This window comes from Candidatus Zixiibacteriota bacterium, from assembly GCA_040756055.1.
Classification (GTDB): domain Bacteria; phylum Zixibacteria; class MSB-5A5; order GN15; family FEB-12.
Window position 1 is genome coordinate 299,614 of the sequence record JBFLZR010000003.1, and the last position, 23,303, is coordinate 322,916.

Sequence of the window (23,303 nt, forward strand, 5' to 3'; positions counted from 1 at the left end):
TTTGCCCCCGCAGCAATGTTATACTCAATGTGAATCAGCAACGCGTAAAAATAGGGACTTCCGGTTTCAGCTACAAAGACTGGCTGGGTAATTTTTATCCGCAGTTCTGCCCTCAGGCCGATTTTCTCAAGTACTATTCGTCGCAGTTCAAGACAGTTGAGATTGACGCCACCTTTTATCGTGTTCCATCCAAGGAAACGGTTCAGAAGTGGGCAAAGCTGACCCCCGACGATTTCGTTTTTTCGGCCAAGTTTCCTCAGACAGTCACTCACGATGGTAACCTGTCCGCCCGTGTAGGCAACGCCCTCGATTTCATCGAAGTCATGAAACATCTGGAATCAAAGCGCGGGCCATTGCTTTTGCAGTTTCCTTACAGTTTTAAGCCCGACCAGGCGGAGCTTCTAATCGGTCTTTTGGAAGCGCTGCCGGAAAACGGTCTTTTTGCGGTGGAGTTGCGCAATAAGAAATGGCTTGATGTAAAAGACGTCTTTGAACTCTTTTGCGAAAGAAACATAGCCTTCTGCCTGATAGACCATCCGTGGATGCCATTAGTTAATATCAAGACAGCGGATTTTCAGTACATTCGCATGCTTGGCGACAGAAAGAAGATCGAGAGCGATTTCAGCTATGTCAGGTTCGGCCGGGAGCAGGAGCTTTCCCAGTGGGCTGAGATTATCCGGCAGTGGGCGGCACAGGATGTAAACTGCTTTGTGTATTTCAATAACCACTATTCCGGTCACGCTCCCACGACCGCCGTGCTGCTTCGCGAAATCCTCGTCCAAAATACCTGAGACTGACTTCCTTCGTACTGCCGTTATATAATGTATAAGTTTATGTGAGGGGCGCATACTATTGGTGGGCAGTGTTTTATATGTGCATTGTTTTGACTGGCACGCTCGGCCAGCAGGGCCGTTATGCTTCTACTGCTTAAAGTACGCTCGCATCCTACCGATACTTGCATTGACAGGATTTCTGACAGCCATAAGGCGGACTTGTGTTACCTAAGGAGCATGTTCAATGCACAGTACCGATAAGACAGGGACTTTAGCCGGGTCGGCACACGATAGGCCAAATCCGGTGCAGATTCTGACGATAAGTATCGGCCCCGAGGAGTTCGGGGTAGACATTATGGAGGTCGAAGAGATTCTCCAGAGGCCGACTATCAGTCCGATACCGGGTGCGCCGAATTATGTCGAAGGTACGGTGAGATACGGCGAAAATGTTGTCCCGGTCGTTAACATGCGCAAGGGCTTCGGTCTTGAAGCTACGGAAGGCGACAGCCAGAGTCGCGTCATAGTCGTGAAGATCGAGGGTAAGTTGGCCGGAATGCGGGTTGATTCGGTCAACGGTATTGTTCGCATAACGCAGTCGGAAATTGAACCGACCGGTGATATCAGTAAAGGTGTGGTAAGTCCGGCCTACATCAAGAGCATTGTCAATTTCGATGATCGTTCGCTCGGCATTCTGAATCTCGCGAAGACAATCGAGATTGGTCGGCTGTCAAGATCCGTTACTGATCCATCGGGGTAAGGATATCCCGAGAGTCTCCAAAGCAGGACAGCCGGCGTTTCAGCCGGCTTTCTTGCATCTATCTGACCGTTAATACCACTATTCGCTGGATGGGGCCTCCCTGAGAAAAGCCGCTGATTCTTCCGGAGCGACCGTGTTGATGTATATGCCGGAGCCAATCTCAAATCCGGCCGGGATGGATATTTTGGGTATAATCACCATGTACCAGTGGAGATACCGGGTGTCTTCGTCGCCGATTGGCGACGACCGGATAACATAGTTGTAGTCCGGATCGTTGAGCCCAAAATGTATTTTCGCCAGAATTTCTTTAAGGACACAGGCAAAATCGGACAATTCTTCGTTGGTGGCCGAGACGAAACTGGGCATGTGTCTTCTAGGGTAGATACGGCATTCGAAGGGTGAACGGGCGGCGAAGGGGCAGAAGGCGACGAAATTATCGGTGGTAAGAATGATTCTCTCTTTCTGCCTGAGTTCTTCTTCGAGCATATCACAGTACACGCAGGTCCCCCGTTCATCGTAGTGCAGTACCGCCTGTTCCAGCGGGTATCTGACGTGCGGTGGGACTATGGGGGTGGCGATTATCTGAGAGTGCGGGTGTTCCAGCGATGTCCCTGCGCGCTGCCCATGATTGCGAAATATCGTAATGAGGTTGATCTTGTCGTTTTTGCTGATGGCGAAATGTCGCTGGCGGTAGGCCCGCAGAACATTGGTTACTTCGTCCGGCTTCATCAGAGCGATGCTCGTGTTGTGACGAGGGTGCTCGATGACGACCTCGGCAACACCGAAACCGTCGGCTGTTAAAAAAGACCCGACCCGGTTGCGAGTGGTGTCAAGATTAGGCTGGAGAGCGGCATACTTGTTCGGAACAACCCGCACCTGCCAGTTGTCGTCCTCAGGATAAATATAGACCGGATCTTCGGTTTGGTTCTCGTTACCCGGACAGAACGGGCAACCCTGCTTGTAATCCGGAAAATCTCGACGTTCTTTGCGTGGCCCGGCGTAATCCGATGGCCGTCCCCCGCGCTCGGGCGCCAGGACAACCCATTCCTTAGTGGCTTGATTCTGACGGAATTCCGGCATAGGCCCCCCGTTTCATGTTCTTATTCGCAGCGACTCAGTGATTCCGCTTGATATCGTTGAGCGACCAGTCATAGGGGAAAAATTCGACTGTCCACGGCTCGGTTGTATCAACGAACTCGAAGATAGATTTATCCGCATAGGTGAAGATGAAATTCAGGGCAGCCGCTCTGGCAGGTTCCAGCTGAGGGTATTCTTCGGTTCCATACATTTCGATGAATTCATCGCCGAACCAGGAGAAAAGCTCGTTGGTGGTGACGGTATTGGTATGCGGGTTGATCTTGTTAAGTTTAGGTTCGTTGACGAAGGCTATCACGGCATCGTTGAGCTGGGCACTGACGGTTTGTGGCAAGAGAGGTCGATCCAGAAGGGGAGGAGCTCCCTTTGAGGCGTTATTGAGGGCGAAATGTATTCTGGGGTCCTTAAATTCAGGGCGAAGGATGTCGTGCTCGATCTCATTGAGAGATACCTTTCTACCGGCAATATCCCATTTCTTATCGTCAAAGGCCCCTTTAATATCCTTTATCGATTTCACGGGGTAATGGTTCAGAATCGTCTGCAGCGCGAAGGCATTATAGGCGTTTATCCAGAGCGCCATTCGCGCAGCCGGCTCCAAACTTGCATATGTCTCAGATGATGTCTTTCCGAGTTGGTCGATAAATTTGTCCAGAGCCTTGCGATCTTTGAGCAGGGCTGCATAGTCAACACCGTCGGTCTTCACAAACGAACCGAGAACAGTGCCATAGGAGTAATAGAACTCATTTTCGGCGGGGGATTTGGCGCCTGAGGGTGTGTCCGCCGAGCTGCAGCCTACGACCGGCAGAACTACCATTGTGATGATCCAGAGATATCTCATTTTTGCCCTTCCAAACTAAATCGTGCAAAGATTCATCGGTTTTCTGAAGCCTCCCCTGTCATGGGGACAAATCGAACAGGGATAATCTCCTCAGTTGTCGTCTTTCCGTTGCTTTTAGTAACTAACAAGAGTTGCTGCCAGTGTGTTCCGACCGGAACCACCAAACGTCCTTTGTCGGCCAGCTGGTCAATCAGAGGCTGGGGGATTGAAGGCGGGGCGCAGGTGACGATGACAGCATCGTACGGCGCATGCTCGGCCCAGCCATTGTAGCCATCGCCGCACATAACGCTGATATTGGAGTAGCCGAGACTTTCCAACAGACTATCCGCACGGCGGCACAGGGGTTCGATTATCTCAATGGTGAACACACTGTCGGCCAGTTCGGCCAGAAGAGCTGCCTGGTAACCGGAACCGGTGCCGATCTCCAGGACTTTATCCATAGAGTCGATATCAAGCAGTTCGGTCATGAGGGCTACTATATACGGCTGGGAGATTGTCTGGTCTTCGCCGATCGGCAACGGATAGTCACTATAAGCGTCTTTTTGATACTGTTCGGGGACGAAACGATGTCTCTCAACTTTGCGCATAGCCCCAAGAACGCCCGGGTCAGATATACCTCTGGCTTCAATCTGGCTCTGGACCATTTTAAGTCGTTGTTGTTGGAACACCCCAGTAGAGTCGGATGGGGCATCCTGTTGAGATTGTGAGCAGAATGACAGGCCACAGGCTATGAACAATATGATAACGATTTGTCGTGCCCAGCTCATTTCGTGACCCCTTTGACGACGGAAGATAGAAGGGTGCTACCTTAATCTTGAGTATTTCCATTTGCCTCGCAAGCGATTTTTGTCCGGCTGGAGAGGAATAATACGGGGAAAGTAATTTGCGTCGGGGCCCAATGGTGATATATTGAGGACTGATTCCAGATCAGAACAGGCTTCAGGAGTACCGAAATAAACCGCAAGATCACATTTCTGTATACGAATATCGGGCGAGGCCACCCGTACTATCTCGATGGGATCGTTGAGTCTATCACTCGCCGGGGTCAGCTCGCCATGGTGAGGCGCCAGACAGATGTTTTTGAAGTCTCCAGCGGGTTGGCTCGACTGGGGTGGAAAGCAGTCCGCTCTCTCTACTACCGGGGGGCATCGGACGGCATGTTTGGGAAACTGTATAAAGGGATACGCGGCCGGGCCGATTACAACAGGCCGGGGCTGACTCTTAACGCTCTCGCTGGCGGCATCAGACCGGCTATATTGAACAGTCAGGATACAGTAGTTGTGGCTCATCCGACGCTCGTGGCTATCCTGAGAGGACACAGAGATCTGGTTTATCAGCATGGCGAAGTTGTCGCTCCCGATGAGTCAATAGTCAAAGGGGCAAACTATGTTCTGGTCCCGACTGATACGGTGGCGAAATCTTTTGTTGCGGGAGGTTATGACGAGTCGCGGGTAATTGTTACTGGATTGTGTATTGAGCCGTCGCTGGTGCGAGTCGCCCGTGAGTCGTTTGAGGCGCGAGTGCTCAGAATAAATGGTCAGGGTCCTCTCACTGGAGCGTTCTTCAGTTCCGGAGCCGAGCCCAAGACGCATGTAAAGAGTCTGGTGGCCGCCGCTGTTTATGCCGCAAATTCAGGGGGGAGAGCCATACTGTTCGCCCGCCGGGGCGGTTTTTTTCAACAATACGCCGCGGCAAAGTTTGGCGAGTCTCGGATTCAGTATATGTCGGTGGGGAGCGCCGATGGTTTGCCGTCCGAACTTCCTGAGGCCATGGTGGTGTTGTACGAATCAAGACGCGAACTAAATGCTTTCACGACCAGCCTGTTTCGGTACTTTGACTATTTTGTCTCACCATCGCATGAGAGGACCAATTGGGCTCTCGGGTTGGGTTTGCCGATGTTTGTGGTTGGACCCTGCTATGGTCCTTTCGCGCCCCAGAATAGGGACATCTTGCTAAAATCCGGCGTTGCGGATGTTCTTGACACGCCGGTGTCAGCGGTTGGTTTCGGGGATAAATTGACCGCCATGCGGCAGCACGGCGTGCTCAGCGATATGGCACACGCCGGGATCGGCAAATTTGATATAAACGGGTTTGAAAAGGCCGCTGAATTCTTGACCGCAGAGTAACCTGCGTCTTTACCTTAGACTTAGCGCGGGCGCTTGAGCTGCCGGAGGAATTCGGCTGTGATAGTTGTGGTGTGTGATAGCACTTCGAGGCAAGTCAGCACCCTTTATCTGAGAATCCGATTCCAGCGCACGGGTTTTTCTTTTGCTTTGGCCGGGTATCCTTTATATTCTGCGGATTATGCTTGGCAAAGCGATAGCATTTATCAGACAATTCGATAAGAGTCTGTGGATTCTTTCTGCCGGGTGGTTCGTGAGCGCCGCCGGGTTTGCGATCTCCATTCCTTTCATAGCCATCTACTTTCATGCCGAGTTGGGTATGTCTATGTCCGAAATTGGGGTGTTTTTCGGGGCGATGGCGGTGGTTCGTTCTGTATTTCAAGCTGTCGGAGGAGAGGTTTCCGATCGCATGGAACGGAACACCCTGATGGTGTACTCGCAGATATTCAGGGCGGTGGCCTTTGCCGTTCTCGCAATATCAATCTACCAGGACTGGGGATTTTGGCCGATTGCTTCGTCGCTGGGAGTCAACGCCATATTTGGCGCCGTATTTCAACCGGTGGCGAATGCCGTGGTTTCGGATATCGTTCCGGCAGATAAACGTCTCGATGGCTACGCCATTACTCGATCCGCCGGCAATCTCGGCTGGGCGGTCGGACCGGCGCTTGGAGGTTTTTTCGCGGGATATTCCTACGGCATACTATTCGTCATGTCCTCAGCAGCTACCCTAATCTCCGGGCTCGTTTTCTTGTTCTTCATGAAGCCGGTGCCAACCGTTCGGGTCCAGGAGCGGTTCAAGTTCTCGGATCTGATGGCAATAAAGAAGGACCCCTACCTTGCCCGGCATTCTCTTTTGATATTCGCTTTGTATCTTGTCGTGGCACAGCTTATGGCGCCGTTTTCGGTCTACACGGTGGAGATGGTCAAGATAAGTGAACATCAACTGGGTTTATTGTATACTCTCAACGGTCTGATTGTCGTACTGTTTCAGATACCGGTTACTCGATTATTGGCGAAATACAAGCTTACCAGCCAACTTGCGGCGGGAGCGTTCCTTTATGCCGTAGGTTACGGTATGGTCGGACTGCTCGTCGGATTTGAATATTTCGTGGTGGCTATCGTTATCGTGACCATAGGTGAAATAGTCATGTCGCCGCCATCGCTCACCTTGACCTCAAATCTGGCCCCGGAGGGGAGGATGGGGAGGTACATGGGGATTTTCGGGTTCTTTGTCGCCTCCGGGTGGTCATTTGGCCCCCTTTACGGAGGTGTGATTCTCGACCAGTTCGGAGCTAACGCCGCCATAGCTTGGGCCCTGATTGCATCGCTGGCCATACTCGCCGGTTTCGGTTATATGCTTTTCACGCGGTCACTGCCGGACCGTTTCAATATCAGGGATTAGAACAACCCTACTTGATGATAACGAACTTTCCTATCTGAGTACCCTTCTCAGACTCCACCACCCAGTAATACAGGCCGGTTACCGCTGCCTGAGTGTTGCGAGTGATCAGATTCCATGTATCGTGCATGGCCTCCGGACCACCATCGGGATAATTGTGGTCGAGTTCGCGCACAAGGTCACCGTCGAGAGAGTAGATATATATCTTGCAGACGGGCGGAAGGTTCCCGAAGTGAATCCGCTTCATCCGGCTGGAGGCTTCGTTGCTGTACCGGTTTTCGTAACCTTCGTCGTCGTACCCAGCGTCTGCTCGATAAGGGTTGGGGTATACGTATATCTTTCGATTCTGTTGATCAGCCTGCTCGGCTGAGGTCAGAGGGTATACCTCTATAGCTCCGTTGAGAAGGGAACTCTCCATTGGACCGAGACCGACCTCCGGGGAGCCGAAGTCGAATGCGGTCACGTTAATGAAGTATGGTACCGTAGGAAGAAGATTATCTACCGTCACTTCATACTCAAAGTACTTGAGGTAGCCGTCTTCGGTAACTTCATCGGGCCTTGCCAACTCGGGCGCCAATGATGTTGGATAGGGTTGGTCGGGGTATCTTTTGATAATCGGAGTTGATATTCCCAATTCCGAGCAGTTATAGTCTTGTGTGATGAAGTAGAAGAGTGAGTCGGGGCAGAGGGGATGCTTATAAGGATGCGCGCTTGTATAAGCGAGCGGATTGAAGTTGTCGTCGCCGATCAGGTCACCGTAGAGAAGTTGAAGATCTTCGAGGAGGAACGGCGTATCCTTCACTTCCCATCGGTCACCGACCAGATTGTACACAAACTTTGTATAATCCTCCAGGTCGTACGACCCCACCAGGCTGTAACTGGTGGCTCTGCTGTCGCGGGCACAGTACACGCGATAACCTTCGAAATCAATCCTTCCGGTGAATTGATCTCCCGTCGTTTCCGAGAGAAGGCCGTTGAATCGCACTGTCACGGAGTTCAATTGCGGCTCCAGGCGCACAATCGGTGCTGGAGGCGGAGAGGCACCTCTAAAATCGGGAACCCCGTCGCCTTCGTAAAAAGTCGTCCGACAGTTCACATACGCCAGACCCGTGTCGGTAACGATAGTATCCAGGCAGCAAGTGCGAGACTTTCCGAAATAGCCGTCTCCATCGGTGTCGATGCCCGGGTTGTCGTAGATCCAGGAGGCCCACCGTGTGTTTTTGACGAGGTTGGAGAAGTTGAGAGACTTGTAGTATGCGGCGGGATTGTTGGGGTTCCAGGACGTCTCAAAGTCGGAGGGATTGACGTGGAAGCTGTCTCCGGCGACCAGGGCGAACGTTATAGGTAATGACTCACCCGGATAAATATCAAACGGTCCGAAAGAGAGAAGAAATCTATTATCAAAGCCGTCCGCGAAGTTGTCTGAAAATTCCGGTGGTGGCAGCCACCCCTGCGAGCTATAGTCGATGTTGGCGTACAGCATATCATAGTCGAACTCAGGATGTCTCATTACGTAGTACTTGTTTCGATCCCCTAGCGGAGTTCCGAGTCTATCGCCGAAATCCCTGAAAGGGTCGATCTCCTTTTCAGACCGTCGTGGTCCCCAGTCACGGGATGGATCTTCGTAATTGGTGATCCACCAATTGAATGAATAGTCTGGGTAGTCAGATGGTGTCTTTACGATTTTGACCCCAGCGGCTGCTCGAGGGGAAGTCTCGATCCACTTGCCGTCGGCGGGGTCGCCGTCGTTATCAGCGAAATACGCAATGTTGATGGTATCGATAAACCCGCATCCCTCAGGAGCCGGGTGAAATCGGTAAAAACCGACTATATCGTCCCACCATCCTCCGTCAGTGAGTATGTGCAAAATGTCGCAGTCCATCCAAATGGCCATGTACACTTGTTGGAGTGTTTTGTCCCCGACATTTTTCACTTTGTAGTCAAATAGAATGAAATCATCGGCGTAATCGTAACTCCAGGCCATCGAACGGTGGACCACTTCGACGTTGAGGGGTTTATGAGTGGAATTGTCGTAGAAGTCAATTCCGACTAGTGTCGGATCGTCCCTCGTATCGTCGTACTCACAGATTATATCCTCCTCTGACTTCGCATCTATCGAGTAGTAGCTACTGCTAACATCTATCGTTTTATATTCGAACCCGGCGGTCTGTCGTGTGTGAACAACCCATTCTTCAGTTGGCCAAAACTCGTTTCTGGAATAGAAGTCGTCACTGGCGACCGATACGGCCGTGTCCCGACCAATCACCGCGCCAATCCATAAAGAAGCAGAAAACATGTATATCAGGTCGCTATACTTTGGATAAACGCATCCCAGGAACCACTGGCCGGTGATGGGATCCAAAATGTCTCCCCCTAAAGTGCTGATGGTCCCGTTGTTGGCGACTACCAGTTGCAGGTTGCCGATGTCGTGCACAGCGTACTGGACATAGAGGCCAGAAGCCGTGAGCGACGTCGTCGATTTGGTAGCAGTGAGAAACTGTTTGTTGATAACATCGCGGCCCGCTCCGGAAGACACGAGGAAGCAAAGGACAAACAGTGCCGTCTGACAAAGTTGTTTCATAATGGAAGTACCCTCCTAATAATGTGCTGCTGATTACTTGATGATAACGAACTTCCCCATCTGCGTCCCCTGTTCGGACTCCACCACCCAGTAATACAGGCCGGTTACCGCTGCCTGAGTGTTGCGAGTGATGAGGTCCCAGGTATCGTGCATAGCCTCAGGTCCCCCTTCGGGATAGTTGTGGCCAATCTCGCGAACGAGATCACCGTCGAGAGAGTAGATATATATCTTGCAGACGGGCGGAAGGTTCGCAAAGTGCAATCGGCGCATGCGATCTTCAGATAGAATTCCGTGTCGGTTTTCGTAGCCCAGCCCGTCGTAATCAGCATCGATCCGATAAGGGTTGGGGTAGACATAAACCTTGAGGTCGTTTTCTTCAACTTCCTCCACCGACGTTAGGGGGTAGGCTACCTGAGCGCCATTGAGGACAGATGTTTCCAGCGCCGAAAGACCTATTTCCGGCGATCCGAAGTCAAAAGCGGTGACGTTAATATAGTACGGCACGGTCGGGAGGAGATCCTCGATAATAAATTCGTACTCGAAATATTTGAGGTAGCCGTCTTCGGTCAATTCTTCCGGCTGAGCGTCGTCAGCATTGAGCGTTGAAGGATAGGGCTGGTCAGGGTAGATGCGGCGTATCGGTGTGGTGACGCCGAACTCCGCGCGATTGAAATCCTGGGTGACGAAATAAAACACCGAATCGCGGTAGTAAGGGTGAAAATACGGGTTAACGGCGGAGTATGACGTGGGGTTGAAATTTTCTATTCCAGCCGGGTCACCATAGAGCGCTTGAAGCTCGCTTCTGGTAAACGGTAGATCTGACACAGACCACGCCAATCTGGCGTGGTCGTAAACGTATTTGCTGAAATTTTCCCTATCGTACGAGGCGATTATACTGTAGCTCTGTAACCGGTCGTCGCGGCCTATATAAACGCGATAACCTTCGAAATCAACCAGGCCTGAGAATCTATCGGCTTCGGTCTCCGACCTCAAACCGTTAAATCGGATCCGGAGCGATCCGAGTTGCGGTTCGACCCAGAATTCCGGGGCGGGCGGAGGAGAGGCTCCTCGGAAGTCAGGGACCCCGTCACCTTCGTACCAGGTGGTATCACAAATTCCGAAAACGAGACCGGTGTCGGTGACTGTTGTATCCGAGCAGCAAACATGGTGCTTGCCGCTGTCGCCATCGCCATCGGTATCGACTCCCGGATTATCGTATATCCAGGATGCCCACCGGGAATTGGTCGCCAGCGAGGAGAAATCGAGCTTGTTGTAGAATATGGATGGGTGGTAGGGATCAAAGGAATCGAAATCATTCGGGTTAACGTGAAAATTCTCGCCTCCGACCCAGGCCAGCGATATGGGCAGTTTCTCACCGGGGTCAATAGTAAACGGCCCGAATGACATGATATAGCGAACATCAAATCCTTTAGCATAGGTTTCGGCATATTCGGGCGGCGGCAAGAATCCCTCGGCAGTGTGGTCGACGGCAGTGTACATCAAATCGTAATCGAACTCTTTGTGTCTCATCACATAGTATTTGTTGTGATCGCCCGCCGGCGTGCCCATGCGTACCCCGAAATCACGGAACGGATCTTCCGGTGTACCTCTCAGCCTGGGACCGAAATCTCTGGTGACATCGGTCCAGTTCATTATCCACCAGTTGAAGGAATAGTTCAATGAATCTGAAGGGGTGCGAACCACGCGTACCCCGACGACAGAAAGGGGAGACTTTTCGGTCCAACGACCATCGACCGGTTCACCATCGTTGTCGGCGTGGTAGGCTATATTAATGGTATCGATAAACCCGCAGCCGTCTGCGGAGGGGTGTGTCCTGTAGAATCCGACAATGTCGTCGGTCCAGTACTCTATATCCTGTAAGGACTGGTGAAAGACGCAGCCATCCAACCATATCCCCATATAGACATCCTCAAGCGTTTCGTTGCCGATATTTTCCACCTTGTAGTCGAAGAGTATGAAATCATCGGCGTAATCATAGCTCCAGGCCATAGATCGCTGGGTGGCTTTGATATTCAGGGGCACGTGAGGGGTGGGATCATCACAGTAATCCGAATTGACCAGCGCGGGATTGGTCGAGGTATCCGTGTAGTAACAAATGATATCCTCTTCCGAATACGCGTCTTCGCTGTAGTTCGGACTGGTGGGGTCGATTGTCTCGAATTTCATCTCACCGAACGGGGGGATGTCGGGCCACATCTCGTACGAACAATACAAATCTTCCGCGCCGGTAGATACAATAGTGTCCCTCCCGACCACCGCCCCCACCCACAGGGCGCAAACCCATAGGTAGATGAGATCACTGTTTTTGGGATATATACACGCCTGGACATAGCTGCCGGTAATGGGATCCAGAACAGGTTCGCCTTCGGAACCGAACGTGCCGTTGTTTCGGACGACCAGTTGCATACGCCCCCGTGTGTGCACCGCTCGTTCTATCACACGACGGTCAGAGGCCGCGAGGGTGGTCAAACGGTCGGCTGTCGATGTTCTGTCCAGCTTGGGATTTCGTGCGTCGGCAGAATAGTTGAAGATGCAGGTGACGCAGGTCACCAGGAGAATGGCGGTTCGGAAGCCTTTTTTCAAGAAAGACCCCTACGTTTGTAAGATGCTAGCGTATTATGACGAATTTACCCATCTGGGTGCCGTGCTCGGACTCCACAACCCAGTAGTACAGGCCGCTTACCGCCGCCTGTGTGTTACGGGTGATCAGATTCCATGTGTCGTGCATCGCCTCCGGGCCACCATCGGGATAGTTGTGATCCAACTCGCGAACAAGGTCGCCATCGAGCGAATAGATATATATCTTACAGACCCTGGGCAGATTGGCGAAATGAAGGCGTCTCATGCGTGAGGCGGCCTCGGTACCGTCACGATTCTCAAACCCATCACCGTCATAGTTCTGGTCCGCCCGATACGGATTGGGGTAGACATAAACTTTGAGGTTTTGCTCCTCCACTTCATCTACGGCCGTAAGCGGATAGGCGGTCTGGGCGCCGATAGTGATTGAGCTTTCCATGGCCCCCAATCCCACTTCGGGCGAGCCGAAGTCGAATGCCGTAATGTTCACGTAGTACGGTATCGTGGGCAGGAGATTGTCAATCTCCATTTCGTATTCGAAATACTTGAGGTACCCGTCTTCCGTGAGTTCGTCCTCTTCGGCGAGTTCCGGGTACAGCGATGACGGATAAGGCTGGTCCGGGTAAATCTTGCGGATCGGCGTGGTTACGCCGAATTCGGACTGGTTGAAATCCTGTCTCACGAAGAAGAATAGCGAGTCGGGCGAATACGGATGCTGGTATGGCGATACGCGGGTATAGGCGAGAGGGTCGAATTCAGGCTGTCCGATCGGATCGCCGTATAACTGCTGCAGTTGCTCAAGGCTGAATGGCGTGTCAAACACTTCCCAGGCATCGTAGGTGGCGTTGTAGACGAACTTGGTGAAGTCTTCTCGATCGTATGATGCGACGAGGCTGTAGCTGGTTGCCCGTTCATCGCGTCCTATATACACGCGATAGCCCTCGAAGTCGAGATCACCGGTGAAGTGGTCTCCGGTAATTTCAGACAGCCGGCCGTTAAACCTTACTTTGATGGAACCGACAGAAGGATGCAGCCAGAACTCCGGAGGCGGCGGCGGAGAAGCGCCGCGAAAGTCCGGCACACCGTCGCCCTCATAGAATGTCGTGTCACAGCCCTGGTAGACTATGCCGGTGTCCGTCATTACAGTATCGGTGCAGCAGGTTCTGTATTTGCCACGATAACCGTTACCGTCGGTGTCAACGCCGGGGTTGTCATATATCCACGATGCCCATCGAGCGTTCTCAACAACCGAGGAGAAATCCAGTTTGTTGTAATAACGCGTCGGTTGATACGGATCCCAGTTGTCGTCGAAATCCGTGGGCCCGACATGAAAATCCTCTCCTCCGACCCAGGCGAATGTTATCGGAAGCACCTCTCCCGGTTCGATATCGAAGGGGCCAAAGGACAGAAGGTTGCGCACATCGAAACCGTCGGCATAGTTATCAGCACCTTCCGGGGGAGACAACCAGCCTTCCTGCGTATGATCAACGGCTGTGAACAGCAGATCGTAGTCAAACTCCTGGTGTCTCAGGATGTAGTACTTATTCTTGTCACCCCGTGGACTTCCCAAGCTGTAGTCGAAATCGCGAAAGGGGTCTTCTTCTGTACCCGCCCTTCTGGGCCCCCAGTCTCTGGAACCGTCACTGAAATTCCAGACCCACCAATTGTAGGAATAGCTCAGAGAGTCCGATGGTGTTCTTACCACCTTGACACCCAGAATCGGTCGCACTGACATGGCGTCCCACGCGCCGGAAGTCGGGTCTCCATCATTATCTGCGTGATAGGCGATGTTAATCGTATCAGTGTAGGGGCATACCTCATCAACATCCCAGGTGTGCTTAAAACCGACAATGTCATCGGTCCAGTGATTGGCATCCTTGTTCAATACGTGCCAGACATCTCCGTCGATCCATATCCCCATATACACGTCTGTTAATCTCTCGGTGCCGATATTTTCCACCTTGTAGTCGAAGAGTATGAAGTCATCGGCATAGTCGTAACTCCAGGCCATCGAGCGCTGGGTGACTTCAATGCCGAGGGGGCGGTGCGGTAGATTGTCAAACGGGTCGACGCCGACGATGGATACATCCGTGCGCGTGTCGTCATACATACAGATTATATCCTGTTCGGAATATGCGTCATCGGAATAATAGGCGTTGCTTGGATCAATAGTGAGATATTGGAAACCACCTTTATGTTCGTACTGGCCGCGCCACGATTCAGTGGGCCAGAATTCTTTTGTGTTGTACCAGTCTTCATTGCCGCACGATACCGCCGTGTCGCGTCCCACAACAGCGCCTACCCAGAGAGCCGCCACCCACAAATACACCAAATCGCTGTATTTCGGGTAAACACAGGATGTTATCTGCTCGCCGGTGAAGGGGTCCTCTTTGGCGGTTCCTTCGGTTCCGAAAGTCCCATTGTTGCCGATTATCAGCTGCATGTTGCCGCGGCTGTGGGCGGAGTACTGAATTACCGGATTCTCGTACGACGAAAGAGGTATGGTTCTCGTCGTAGGCACTTTGGATACCACGTCGCGGCCGAAAATGCTGGATGTCGCTAAGGCAAAGACCGCCAACAAGACGAGCTGTTGGCGGGTCTTTACCGCAAAAAATCTGTACATAAAGATGTAGTTACATAATGATGACAAGTTTCCCGACCTGAGCCTCGCCGTCTTCACTCTCGACGACCCAATAATACAGGCCCGAGGCAACCATCTGGGTATTGCGGGTTATCATATTCCAGATTTCATGGGAGGCCTCCGGATCGTCCGGACTCTTGTCATGCTCCAGTTGACGCACTAAATCTCCGTCGAGCGTATATATGCTGATGGTGCACTTGGGCGGCAGATTGGCAAAATGAATCTCTCGAACGCGATCATCGGGACGGTCGGCATCCATTCTACCTTCATACCCCTGCTCGCGGTAATCAGCATCCCCTCGATACGGATTGGGGTATACATAGGCTTTCAGCCCTCTGGCGGCGACCTCGCTCGATGAGGCCAGCGGATAAGCGGCCTGCGCACCGGCAGATTTGGCTGATTCGAGAGCCTGAAGCCCGGATTCCGGTGAGCCAAAGTCGAAGGCGGTAACATTTACCCACCACTCGATGGTTGGCTGCAGGCTGTCGATGGTCAATTCGTATTCGAAATATTTCAGCAAGCTTTCTTCGGTAAGCTCGTCCGGGTCGGCCAGCGACGGGTCGAGATTTGATGGATAGGGCTGGTCGGGATATACTTTCTCGATTCTCGTGCTCACTCCAAGTTCGGATACATTGTAATCCTGCGGGGTGAAGTAGAACATGGAGTCCGGAAATCCCGGCATTCTGTAGGGTTGCGCGATGGAGTAAGAGAGAGGCGTGAAATCATCACCGTAGAGTATCCGTAGCGAGTCAATTGTAAACGGTATGTCTCTGAGCTCATACCCGGCCTCAGGCAGTTTGTTGGGGTTGTAGACCAATTTATTGTAGTCCTCAATGTCATAGGATGCTACAACTCCAAAACTGCTCTCACGTTGGTCCAGGCCCACATAAACGCGGTATCCCTCGAAATCTACAATCCTCGAGAAAACATCGGTTGTTGTCTCAGTCTTGGTTCCGTTGAAACGAACCCGGATTGACCCGACGGAGGACTCAAGCCAGAAATCCGGCGGGGGCGGGGGGGAAGCGCCCTGGAAGTCAGGCTTGCCATCGCCTTTGTACCAGAAAGTTTCACACTGAGTCTGGGCTTCATCAAAGCAGCAGGTTCGTACCGCTCCGGAGTCGCCATCGCCATCGGTGTCCAGCCCGGGGTTATCATAAACTCTGGAAGCCCAAGTCGAGTTGAGCGCCAGGTCGGCGAAGTTCAGGTTGTCGTAGTACGTGTCTGGGTTATAACTTCCCGATTCCAGAAAAGCTCCATTTGTGGGAAGCTGATGGAAGTTTTCACCGGCCACATAAGCGAATGATATCGGCAGTTTCTCCCCCGGTTCGATATCGAACGGTCCGAAGGACAACAGATACCGGGTATCAAAACCGTTGGATACGTTGGCAACGTCGATTCCAGAAGGAAAGGACCAGATTGGATCAGTAGGCTGGACTGCTGCCACCCGGATCTGGTCAAAGTCGAACTCGCGGTTTCGCAACAGATAGTATTTGTTCCGATCGCCCTCAGGTGTTCCGAGGCCGCCGGTACCGAAATCTCTGAAATCCTCTTCCCATGCTCCCACTCCTTCGCGTTCGCGTGGACCGTAGTCAAACTGGGCGGCGCCGTTGGAAATCCACCAGTTGAAGGAGACTTCCGGATAATCTCCGGGGGTACGGACAATTCTCATGGCGGTGACATGAGGGCATGACTCATCGGTAAACGCACCGCCGACCGGGTCTCCGTCGTTATCCACGATATAGGCCAGGTTTACGGTGTCTTCGAACTGACAGACATCTTCGTATGTGGAGACAAAAGTCTCTCGGAAACCGCAGATATCGTCAGTGTGGTAATCCTGTACGCCTGTCCAGCCGACATCGCTATCGTTGTAGAAGCCCATGTAGGCGGCCTTGATGGTGGAGTTACCGATGTTTTTCACTTCGTAGTCAAACAGTACAAAATCCTCGGCGTAGGAGTAAGACCAGGCATACGACCGTTGGGTAACTTCAATGTTCAATGGTGTGTGAAGTTCACCGCCCCATGTGTTCTGCCCTACGAACGGAAAGGTGTCGGAGTACCTGGCTATGTAGTCTTCTTCGGAAATAGCGCCGTTGTACAGATCGGGGCTTTCAGGTTCGCGAAGGGTGCGATAGATCATGTCGCCCAGGCCGAAGACATCGGGCCGGAATTCCTCGCAACAACCAGTTGTCCAGCCATCGGCGCCGGTTGATACCAGCGTATCGCGCCCTATGACCGCGCCGATCCAGAATGATGCTGCGAACAGGTATTCAACGTTTGAATTTTTCGGGTACTCGCACGAACGCACCACATCACCCGTGATACAGTCTTCCGTGCCGCCGACCGCCCAGCCGGTTCCCAGGGTGCCGTTGTTGTTCACACCCAGCGCTATTTTGCCAACATCCTGCGAGACAATACAATAAGCAGGCTGGTCGATTGCGGAGAGGCTGTTATAAAGATCCTTGGCGGTGTTCTTGTCATAAGCCGCTCGACTGAATACAGCCTGAGTGAATAGAAGGCTAATCGCAAGAAACAGAAAAATAGTTTTAAAGATGTTCCTAGTCATCATGACCCTTACACTCTGGTTTGAAAGTTATAAAACTGATATTCATCCTCTTGTATGGTTCAAGGGAACCAGACTAAACTTGCAGCGAATATTAAGCGGTAAAAGTACGAAATTGTAGCAGCGTAGGCAAGCTATTTTGCTGAAAAAATTAGCCACGATTCCTCTCTTGAGCTAAGTTCCCCGGAGCCCTTATCTGCCTGATTTCAGAACGCTTACGCTTTTTCCGAGTCTACGTGCTGCTTAGTCTCAGGCAAAGACATCCATGCGATTTACGTCGCATTCTCCGAGTACCACCGTACTGACGAACTTATCGTGAAAAATGATTAGTTGAATCTCACAAAAAAGAGTGTGAAATAACAACATACAGAGCTTAGCCTGCGCAAATGCTACGCCCTAAACAGGATATAATTTGGTGGTGTTGGCTGACGATTGAAAGAAAGTCCCTGACGCCAGCGGTACAAACCGGCCGACCGCTGTATCCTGTTGATTACATTATGATTACGAGCTTGCCGACCTGAGTCTCGCGGCCGGGTGACTCCACTGTCCAGTAATAGAGTCCCGAGGCGACCATTTGCGTGTTGCGGGTAATAAGGTTCCAGGTCTCATGAGATGCGGTGGGGTCGTAAGGATTGACATCATGCTCCAGCTCTCGGACAAGGTCGCCATCAAGGGAATAAATCTTTATCGTGCACCTTGCAGGTAAGTTCGCAAAGTGTATAGCTCGCACCCGGTCGTCAGGCCGGTCCGTCTGCGTGCGGCCTTCGAATCCGAGGTCTCGGTAGTCCGCATCGCTGCGATAGGGATTGGGGTATACATATACCTTCAGGTTTTTTTGCTCGGCTTCCAAGGCTGTGACGTCGGGATAAGCCACCTGAGCGCCGATGGTCACGGAGCTTTCCAGCGATTCCAATTCGGCCTCCGGCGAACCGAAGTCGAACGCGGTGACATTGACATAGTACGGAACGGTTGGAAGGAGATTCTCAATGAATACTTCGTATTCGAAATATTTCAGGTAGCCATCAGCGGTTACCTCATCCGCACGAGCTGAGTCGGGGTTCAGGCTCGAGGGATAGGGCTGATCCGGGTAAATCTTGCGAATCGGTGATGATTCACCGAAGACCGCGCAATTGAAGTCCTGAGCTTCAAAGATGAACAATGAATCGGGAAACAGCGGATGACGGTACGGATTCACACGGGTGTAAGATGTCGGCTCGAAGGTACTGTCGTCGCAGGAGAGAGCGTAAAGGCAGCGCAGCGAATCCAAGGAGAACGGTATGTCGAACAACTCATAAGTTTCGCCGGTCCAAACCAGTTTATTATAGTCCTGTCGATCATAGGAACCGATCAGGCTGTAACTGGTCTGCCTGTCATCGCGGGAGATATAGACGCGATATCCCTCGAAGTCACAGACGCCCGAGAAGACGTCTTTGGATGTTTCCGAGCGCTGTCCGTTTATTCGCACGCGTATGGCGCCGGTGGTAGGTTCCAGCCAGAAGAGCGGTGGCGGCGGGGGCGAGGCGCCGCGAAAGTCAGGTACGCCGTCGCCCTCATACCAGATCATCTCGCATACATTAGGGTCCCATTCTTGCGTGGTGAGTGTATCCAGTATGTCTTCGAGACTTATTGCCACTGAATCGGAGCAGCACAGGCGCACTTTGCCGGCGTAGCCATCGCCATCGGTGTCGATTCCAGGGTTGTCATAAATGCGTCCGGCCCAGGCGGCGTTAAGGCCGAGGTCGGAAAAGCCGATGTTGTCGTAATACCGATCCGGGCTGAGAGGAAGGTTGTCGATGTTTGCCGGGTCGGTGTGGAAATTCTCTCCGGCAATATAGGCGAATGAGATCGGCAGGCGCTCGCCCGGCTCAATATCGAATGGCCCAAAGGATAGAAGGTACCTGGTATCGAAACCATCGGCGACATTGTAGGCCAGTGACTGAACCGGATAGAGCCATAGTGGGTCCGTAGCGCCGATAGTGGCGGTGTGGACCTGGTCGTAGTCGAATTCCATGTTGCGCATTATATAATATTTATTGCGATCACCTTCGGGAGTGCCCAACCCCCCGGTGCCAAAATCGCGAAATTCTTCCGGCCAGCGGCCGACTTCGCTTCGCTCCCTCGGACCGAAATCCAACGGAGCGGAGGTGTTGCTTACCCACCAGTTAAACGAGACATCGAGGCTGTCGGCAGGTGTGCGTATAATGCGCGTTCCGGTGACATTGGGAACGGACTCTTCTCCGAAGACACCGCCGACGGGGTCGCCGTCGTTATCCGCTATCCAGGCTATGTTTACCGTGTCCCAGAAAAGGCAGCCACCATAGTAACGCGGTGAGGCTTCAATAAAGCCACAGATATCGTCCGCATAGCCCCCTCCCGTAGAACTCTGGCCGAAATAAACATCGGCATCGACATATATTCCCATATAGACATTGCGGAGTTGCGACTCGCCAATGTTGCGGACCGTATAGTCGAAAAGAACGAAATCCTCAGCGTACGAATACGACCAGGCATAAGAACGCTGGCTGACTTCTATGTTCAAAGGGATGTGTGTCCGACCGTCCAGATCGTTACCGGTGCCGGCCACGACCGTATCGGTGTACATCATGATATAGTCTTCCTCCGACACGGCGCCTTGTCTCTGGCTGGCATCGAGTGAGCTAATGGATCGCTTGATGATGTCACCGAAAGGCGACGGGTCGGGAGAGAACTCGCGAACCCACGACCATCCCGTCGCAGCAGTCGAGACCAAGGTGTCACGACCGACGACAGCTCCGATCCAGAAGGATCCGGCATACAGATATCTGGTGTTGGAGCCTTTGGGATATTCGCAGTCCAGGAGCTGCTCGCCGGTGATTACGTCGATCGAGGATACCGAGAAGCCCGTGCCAAACGTGCCGTTGTTGTTGATGGCTAGTACCATTCGTCCGACGTGGTGCCCGACGGCCCCGTAGGCCGGAGTGGACGCCGAAAGGGTGAGGTCGTTGGCCTTGGCGTGTTCGTCGTACAAGGCCCTGCCCGAAACCGAGCCGGTGAATATCAGAAGTGTCAAGGCTAGCGTGCAGGATCGTCTGGCTGTCATTGCTCATCCCCCCGAGTCGAGTTGTTTTTCCAAGAGACGTTCATGGATGTGCAGGTGTTTTATAGTTTCTTCGCCTACTATTTTTTGAAAACGTCAAATATAGCTGGCAGGGCAGTCCGGTGCAATGGTTTTCTGCTTTGGGCTGCCTTGCGGATTGTTGAAAGTTAAGCCGGCCGTATGATTGTCAATTCTGTCATTGTGGTGGTCCGCCTCTGAGGGCGTGCTGATAAAGTCCTCGTGCCTGGTTGCGGCAGGTCCTGTAAATCCGCTTAGCAGATGTATGTGATCTGACGCTTGTGCAGCTCTTGGACTAAGGTGTCAGGTCATAATTTCTGCAAGCAGAAATTATGACCTGACACGACAGCGGAGAGGCGTTTCAACGGGCACCTAAGGGCAGACTTCCGGGGCCGGTCCCGCCTTCCATATGTAATTGACCAGATATGTAAGATCGAGCGGATCAATTTCCCCGTCGCCGTTGTTATCACATTCCTCGGGACACGGAACGTCCGGGCCGCCCTTCCACATCCAGTTTACGAAATACGTCACGTCCAGCGGATCCAGAACACCGTTGTGGTCGATGTCGCCGCGTAGCTGGCAGCACGTCAATACGACCGATATTTCGCCGCTTTCGGTGGGTACCGTATAGTCCAGAATATCGGACTGATACTCCGGCAGATAGGCTTCATAGCCACCGAGTCGCACTGTGGCCGTTTGGCCTTCCACGGCGGCCGCGGGGATGGTCCAGTACAATTTCAGGATGTCTCCCGTACCCGGGGCCAGATCCGGGGATGTCCCTACGTTGGAGGCAATGAGCCTGAGCGTGAAACGCTTGCCGAACCATACGTCATAGTGCAGATAATCCTGCTGTTCAAAATATTCCGTGCGACAACCGACAGTGGAGAAGGAGTCGAAAGTAACGGCCAGATCTCCGGGGAACTCCACCGGAATCTTGAAGTAATGAACGGGTACGGTGTTGTTGGCGGTGATGACGATCTCCACCTGCTCACCGGGCGCCGCGCCGTCTGTGCCTGCTTTCATGGTGTCGGCCAGGACGATCATATAATCCAGCTTGGTCATGGTGTGCGGCTCGCCGCCCGACATGACCTCGAGCGTGACATCAAAAATGCCAGCGGTGTTATAGGTGTGGGCTGGATTTTGTACTGCGGCGGTGCCACCATCGCCGAAGTTCCATGACCAACTATCAACCGCAAGTCCCGAGGAGCCGAAAAAGTCGACACCAAGGGGAGCCCAGCCGCTGGTCACGCTGGAGGTAAAAGACACGCCGAAGACCGCATCACTTGATCCCCTTAGATCCGGAAGCGGTCCGATGTTTTTAGAACTTAAAGCCTGCGGGGTGGAGTACGATGTCAGGAGGGCACGCATTCCGTTGTGATCGAGAGTCGTTGTGTGAGCCGCCTTGTTTATTCCCTGCAGCACGGCGCATGCGCCCACGATTATGGGCGACGCGCTGGAGGTGCCGGCGAACTCGGCGGTATAGTAGTCATCCGGTGTGGTTCCGTACAGGTCACCGTAGCCGAGGGTGAATACGTTCCAGGTTCCGAACGCGTGTACATCGAGACGTATTCCATAGTTCGTGAAAGACGCCGGCACGTGGTTTTCATCGGAGGCGGCTACCATAATGGCGCCGGAAAACCGATAGTCGGGATAAAAAAGGCTGTCGTAGATTGAAGTGTCGTCATAGTTTTCCGCTCCGTTTCCTCCGGCTTCGACAACTATCCGGCCGAGAGCGGACGCGGTCAGGATGGCGTCGAAATTCTCCTGCCAGTATTCCATTGCAACATACCCGCGCTGGTCGGAACGAACCTGGAAATCATAGTGTGGCCCGGGGGCGTGCAGCTCGATGAGAATAATGTCGCCTTCCACACAATTGGCCGTAGCTGTGGTTATCGCGTTGGCTGTGGTCATTGAGCCAATGGAAACAGTGCCGAGGTCAACATTGTAGGCTATGCCGGTCATGCCAAAATCGTTTGAGTCGGAGGCGATTTCTCCCAGAACGGCCGTGCCGTGGTTCCACCATCCTGGGTCATCTATTAAGGCACCCGCGATATGAAAGTCATCCGTTCCGCCGTGCAAATCCTCATGCGTCTGAATCCAGTTTCCCTCGATGTCGATGACTTTGACATTCTCGCCATGACCGCCGGGAAGTCCCCACCCATAGTAGGCATCGATACCGGTAGGAGCCGCCTGCAGATAATACTGTCCCGATTCCCAGGCCGGAGTCAAAGACGATGTTACCTCTATGCTGGCGACCTCCGGTCTGGGTGCAAAATAGGCTACTTCAACAATGTCCAAGCCGCGAATCTGTTTAAGCAATGCCAGGCGTTCCTGAGGCGATGCCGATGCCGGGATATCAATTTCATAATACAGCGTCAGGTCAGGAAGGCTGATTCCGGCCCGGCGAGAACCTTCTTGGCGCATCCTGTCAAGAGCAGACTTGTCCATCTGGAAGCGTGGCGACACGCCGGCAGCGCGGTCGGATGAGGCCAGTAACGCGTTCAAGCTGTTCCAAGCCGTGCCGGTTCGGTCGAAGCGTCCTTGGTTTAAGACCGGCTGGCCAAGTCCCTCTCGGATTTTGAAAACGATTTTGTCGCTTTCCGCGTCGAAAACATCGGACTGATCCGTCGGCAGAGCGACAACGCGTCTTTTGAGCGAATTGTCCTTTGCGTGAAGGCTTGCGGCAGTCAAAAATAGAGCAAACAACAATAACAGTGAGGTACTCAGTCGGTGAAATTGCTGTGGCTTCATATCGAGACCTTTTTATTGAAGAGTTATGTTCGTCGTATTCAGATGTACCCAAACAAGATAAAATAAAACTTCGTTTTAGCAACCATAAATTGC

The 23,303-nt window shown here is 52.6% G+C and carries 13 protein-coding genes; 4 read left to right on the forward strand and 9 right to left on the reverse strand.

Going from position 1 to position 23,303, the window contains the following annotated elements:
• Positions 1–29: 29 nt before the first annotated feature.
• Both AB1483_07825 and AB1483_07830 read left to right on the forward strand, forming a co-directional pair.
• On the forward strand, positions 30–791 hold the full coding sequence (locus AB1483_07825; protein MEW6412367.1) for a DUF72 domain-containing protein: 762 nt from the start codon (positions 30–32) through the stop codon (positions 789–791).
• A 226-nt stretch (positions 792–1,017) separates the two neighbouring features.
• Positions 1,018–1,530, forward strand: a complete 513-nt coding sequence (locus AB1483_07830) for a chemotaxis protein CheW (GenBank protein MEW6412368.1) — start codon at positions 1,018–1,020, stop codon at positions 1,528–1,530.
• A gap of 78 nt (positions 1,531–1,608) precedes the next feature.
• On the opposite strand, the gene galT is transcribed toward AB1483_07830, so the two are convergent.
• From galT to AB1483_07845, 3 genes are read right to left on the reverse strand one after another with little or no spacing between them, the layout of a single operon-like run.
• On the reverse strand, positions 1,609–2,610 hold the full coding sequence (gene galT, locus AB1483_07835; protein ID MEW6412369.1) for a galactose-1-phosphate uridylyltransferase: 1,002 nt from the start codon (positions 2,608–2,610) through the stop codon (positions 1,609–1,611).
• A 34-nt stretch (positions 2,611–2,644) separates the two neighbouring features.
• Positions 2,645–3,463, reverse strand: a complete 819-nt coding sequence (locus AB1483_07840; protein ID MEW6412370.1) for a DUF547 domain-containing protein — start codon at positions 3,461–3,463, stop codon at positions 2,645–2,647.
• 32 nt (positions 3,464–3,495) lie between these two features.
• Positions 3,496–4,230 carry a protein-L-isoaspartate(D-aspartate) O-methyltransferase gene (locus tag AB1483_07845; GenBank protein MEW6412371.1) on the reverse strand — a complete coding sequence of 245 codons (735 nt, stop codon included), beginning with the start codon at positions 4,228–4,230 and terminating at the stop codon, positions 3,496–3,498.
• Between the two features lie 288 nt (positions 4,231–4,518).
• Between AB1483_07845 and AB1483_07850 the strand changes: the two genes are divergently transcribed.
• Both AB1483_07850 and AB1483_07855 read left to right on the forward strand, forming a co-directional pair.
• Entirely contained in the window at positions 4,519–5,589 is a 1,071-nt protein-coding gene (locus AB1483_07850; protein MEW6412372.1) for a hypothetical protein, read from the forward strand.
• 178 nt (positions 5,590–5,767) lie between these two features.
• Positions 5,768–6,988, forward strand: a complete 1,221-nt coding sequence (locus AB1483_07855) for an MFS transporter (GenBank protein MEW6412373.1) — start codon at positions 5,768–5,770, stop codon at positions 6,986–6,988.
• A 7-nt stretch (positions 6,989–6,995) separates the two neighbouring features.
• Here AB1483_07855 and AB1483_07860 read toward each other — a convergent pair whose 3' ends face one another.
• From AB1483_07860 to AB1483_07885, 6 genes are all read right to left on the reverse strand, one after another.
• Positions 6,996–9,566: a hypothetical protein gene (locus tag AB1483_07860; protein MEW6412374.1), complete on the reverse strand. Its 2,571-nt coding sequence runs from the start codon at positions 9,564–9,566 to the stop codon at positions 6,996–6,998.
• A gap of 33 nt (positions 9,567–9,599) precedes the next feature.
• On the reverse strand, positions 9,600–12,170 hold the full coding sequence (locus tag AB1483_07865; GenBank protein ID MEW6412375.1) for a hypothetical protein: 2,571 nt from the start codon (positions 12,168–12,170) through the stop codon (positions 9,600–9,602).
• 25 nt (positions 12,171–12,195) lie between these two features.
• A complete protein-coding gene (locus AB1483_07870) occupies positions 12,196–14,787 on the reverse strand; it encodes a hypothetical protein (protein ID MEW6412376.1) in 2,592 nt (863 codons plus the stop codon).
• A 10-nt stretch (positions 14,788–14,797) separates the two neighbouring features.
• Positions 14,798–17,371, reverse strand: coding sequence for a hypothetical protein (locus AB1483_07875; protein MEW6412377.1), 2,574 nt, complete (start codon positions 17,369–17,371; stop codon positions 14,798–14,800).
• Between the two features lie 484 nt (positions 17,372–17,855).
• The gene (locus tag AB1483_07880) at positions 17,856–20,444 is read right to left on the reverse strand and encodes a hypothetical protein (GenBank protein ID MEW6412378.1); all 2,589 of its coding nucleotides are present in this window, start codon (positions 20,442–20,444) and stop codon (positions 17,856–17,858) included.
• 387 nt (positions 20,445–20,831) lie between these two features.
• Positions 20,832–23,210 carry a S8 family serine peptidase gene (locus AB1483_07885; GenBank protein ID MEW6412379.1) on the reverse strand — a complete coding sequence of 793 codons (2,379 nt, stop codon included), beginning with the start codon at positions 23,208–23,210 and terminating at the stop codon, positions 20,832–20,834.
• Between the last annotated feature and the right edge of the window lie 93 nt (positions 23,211–23,303).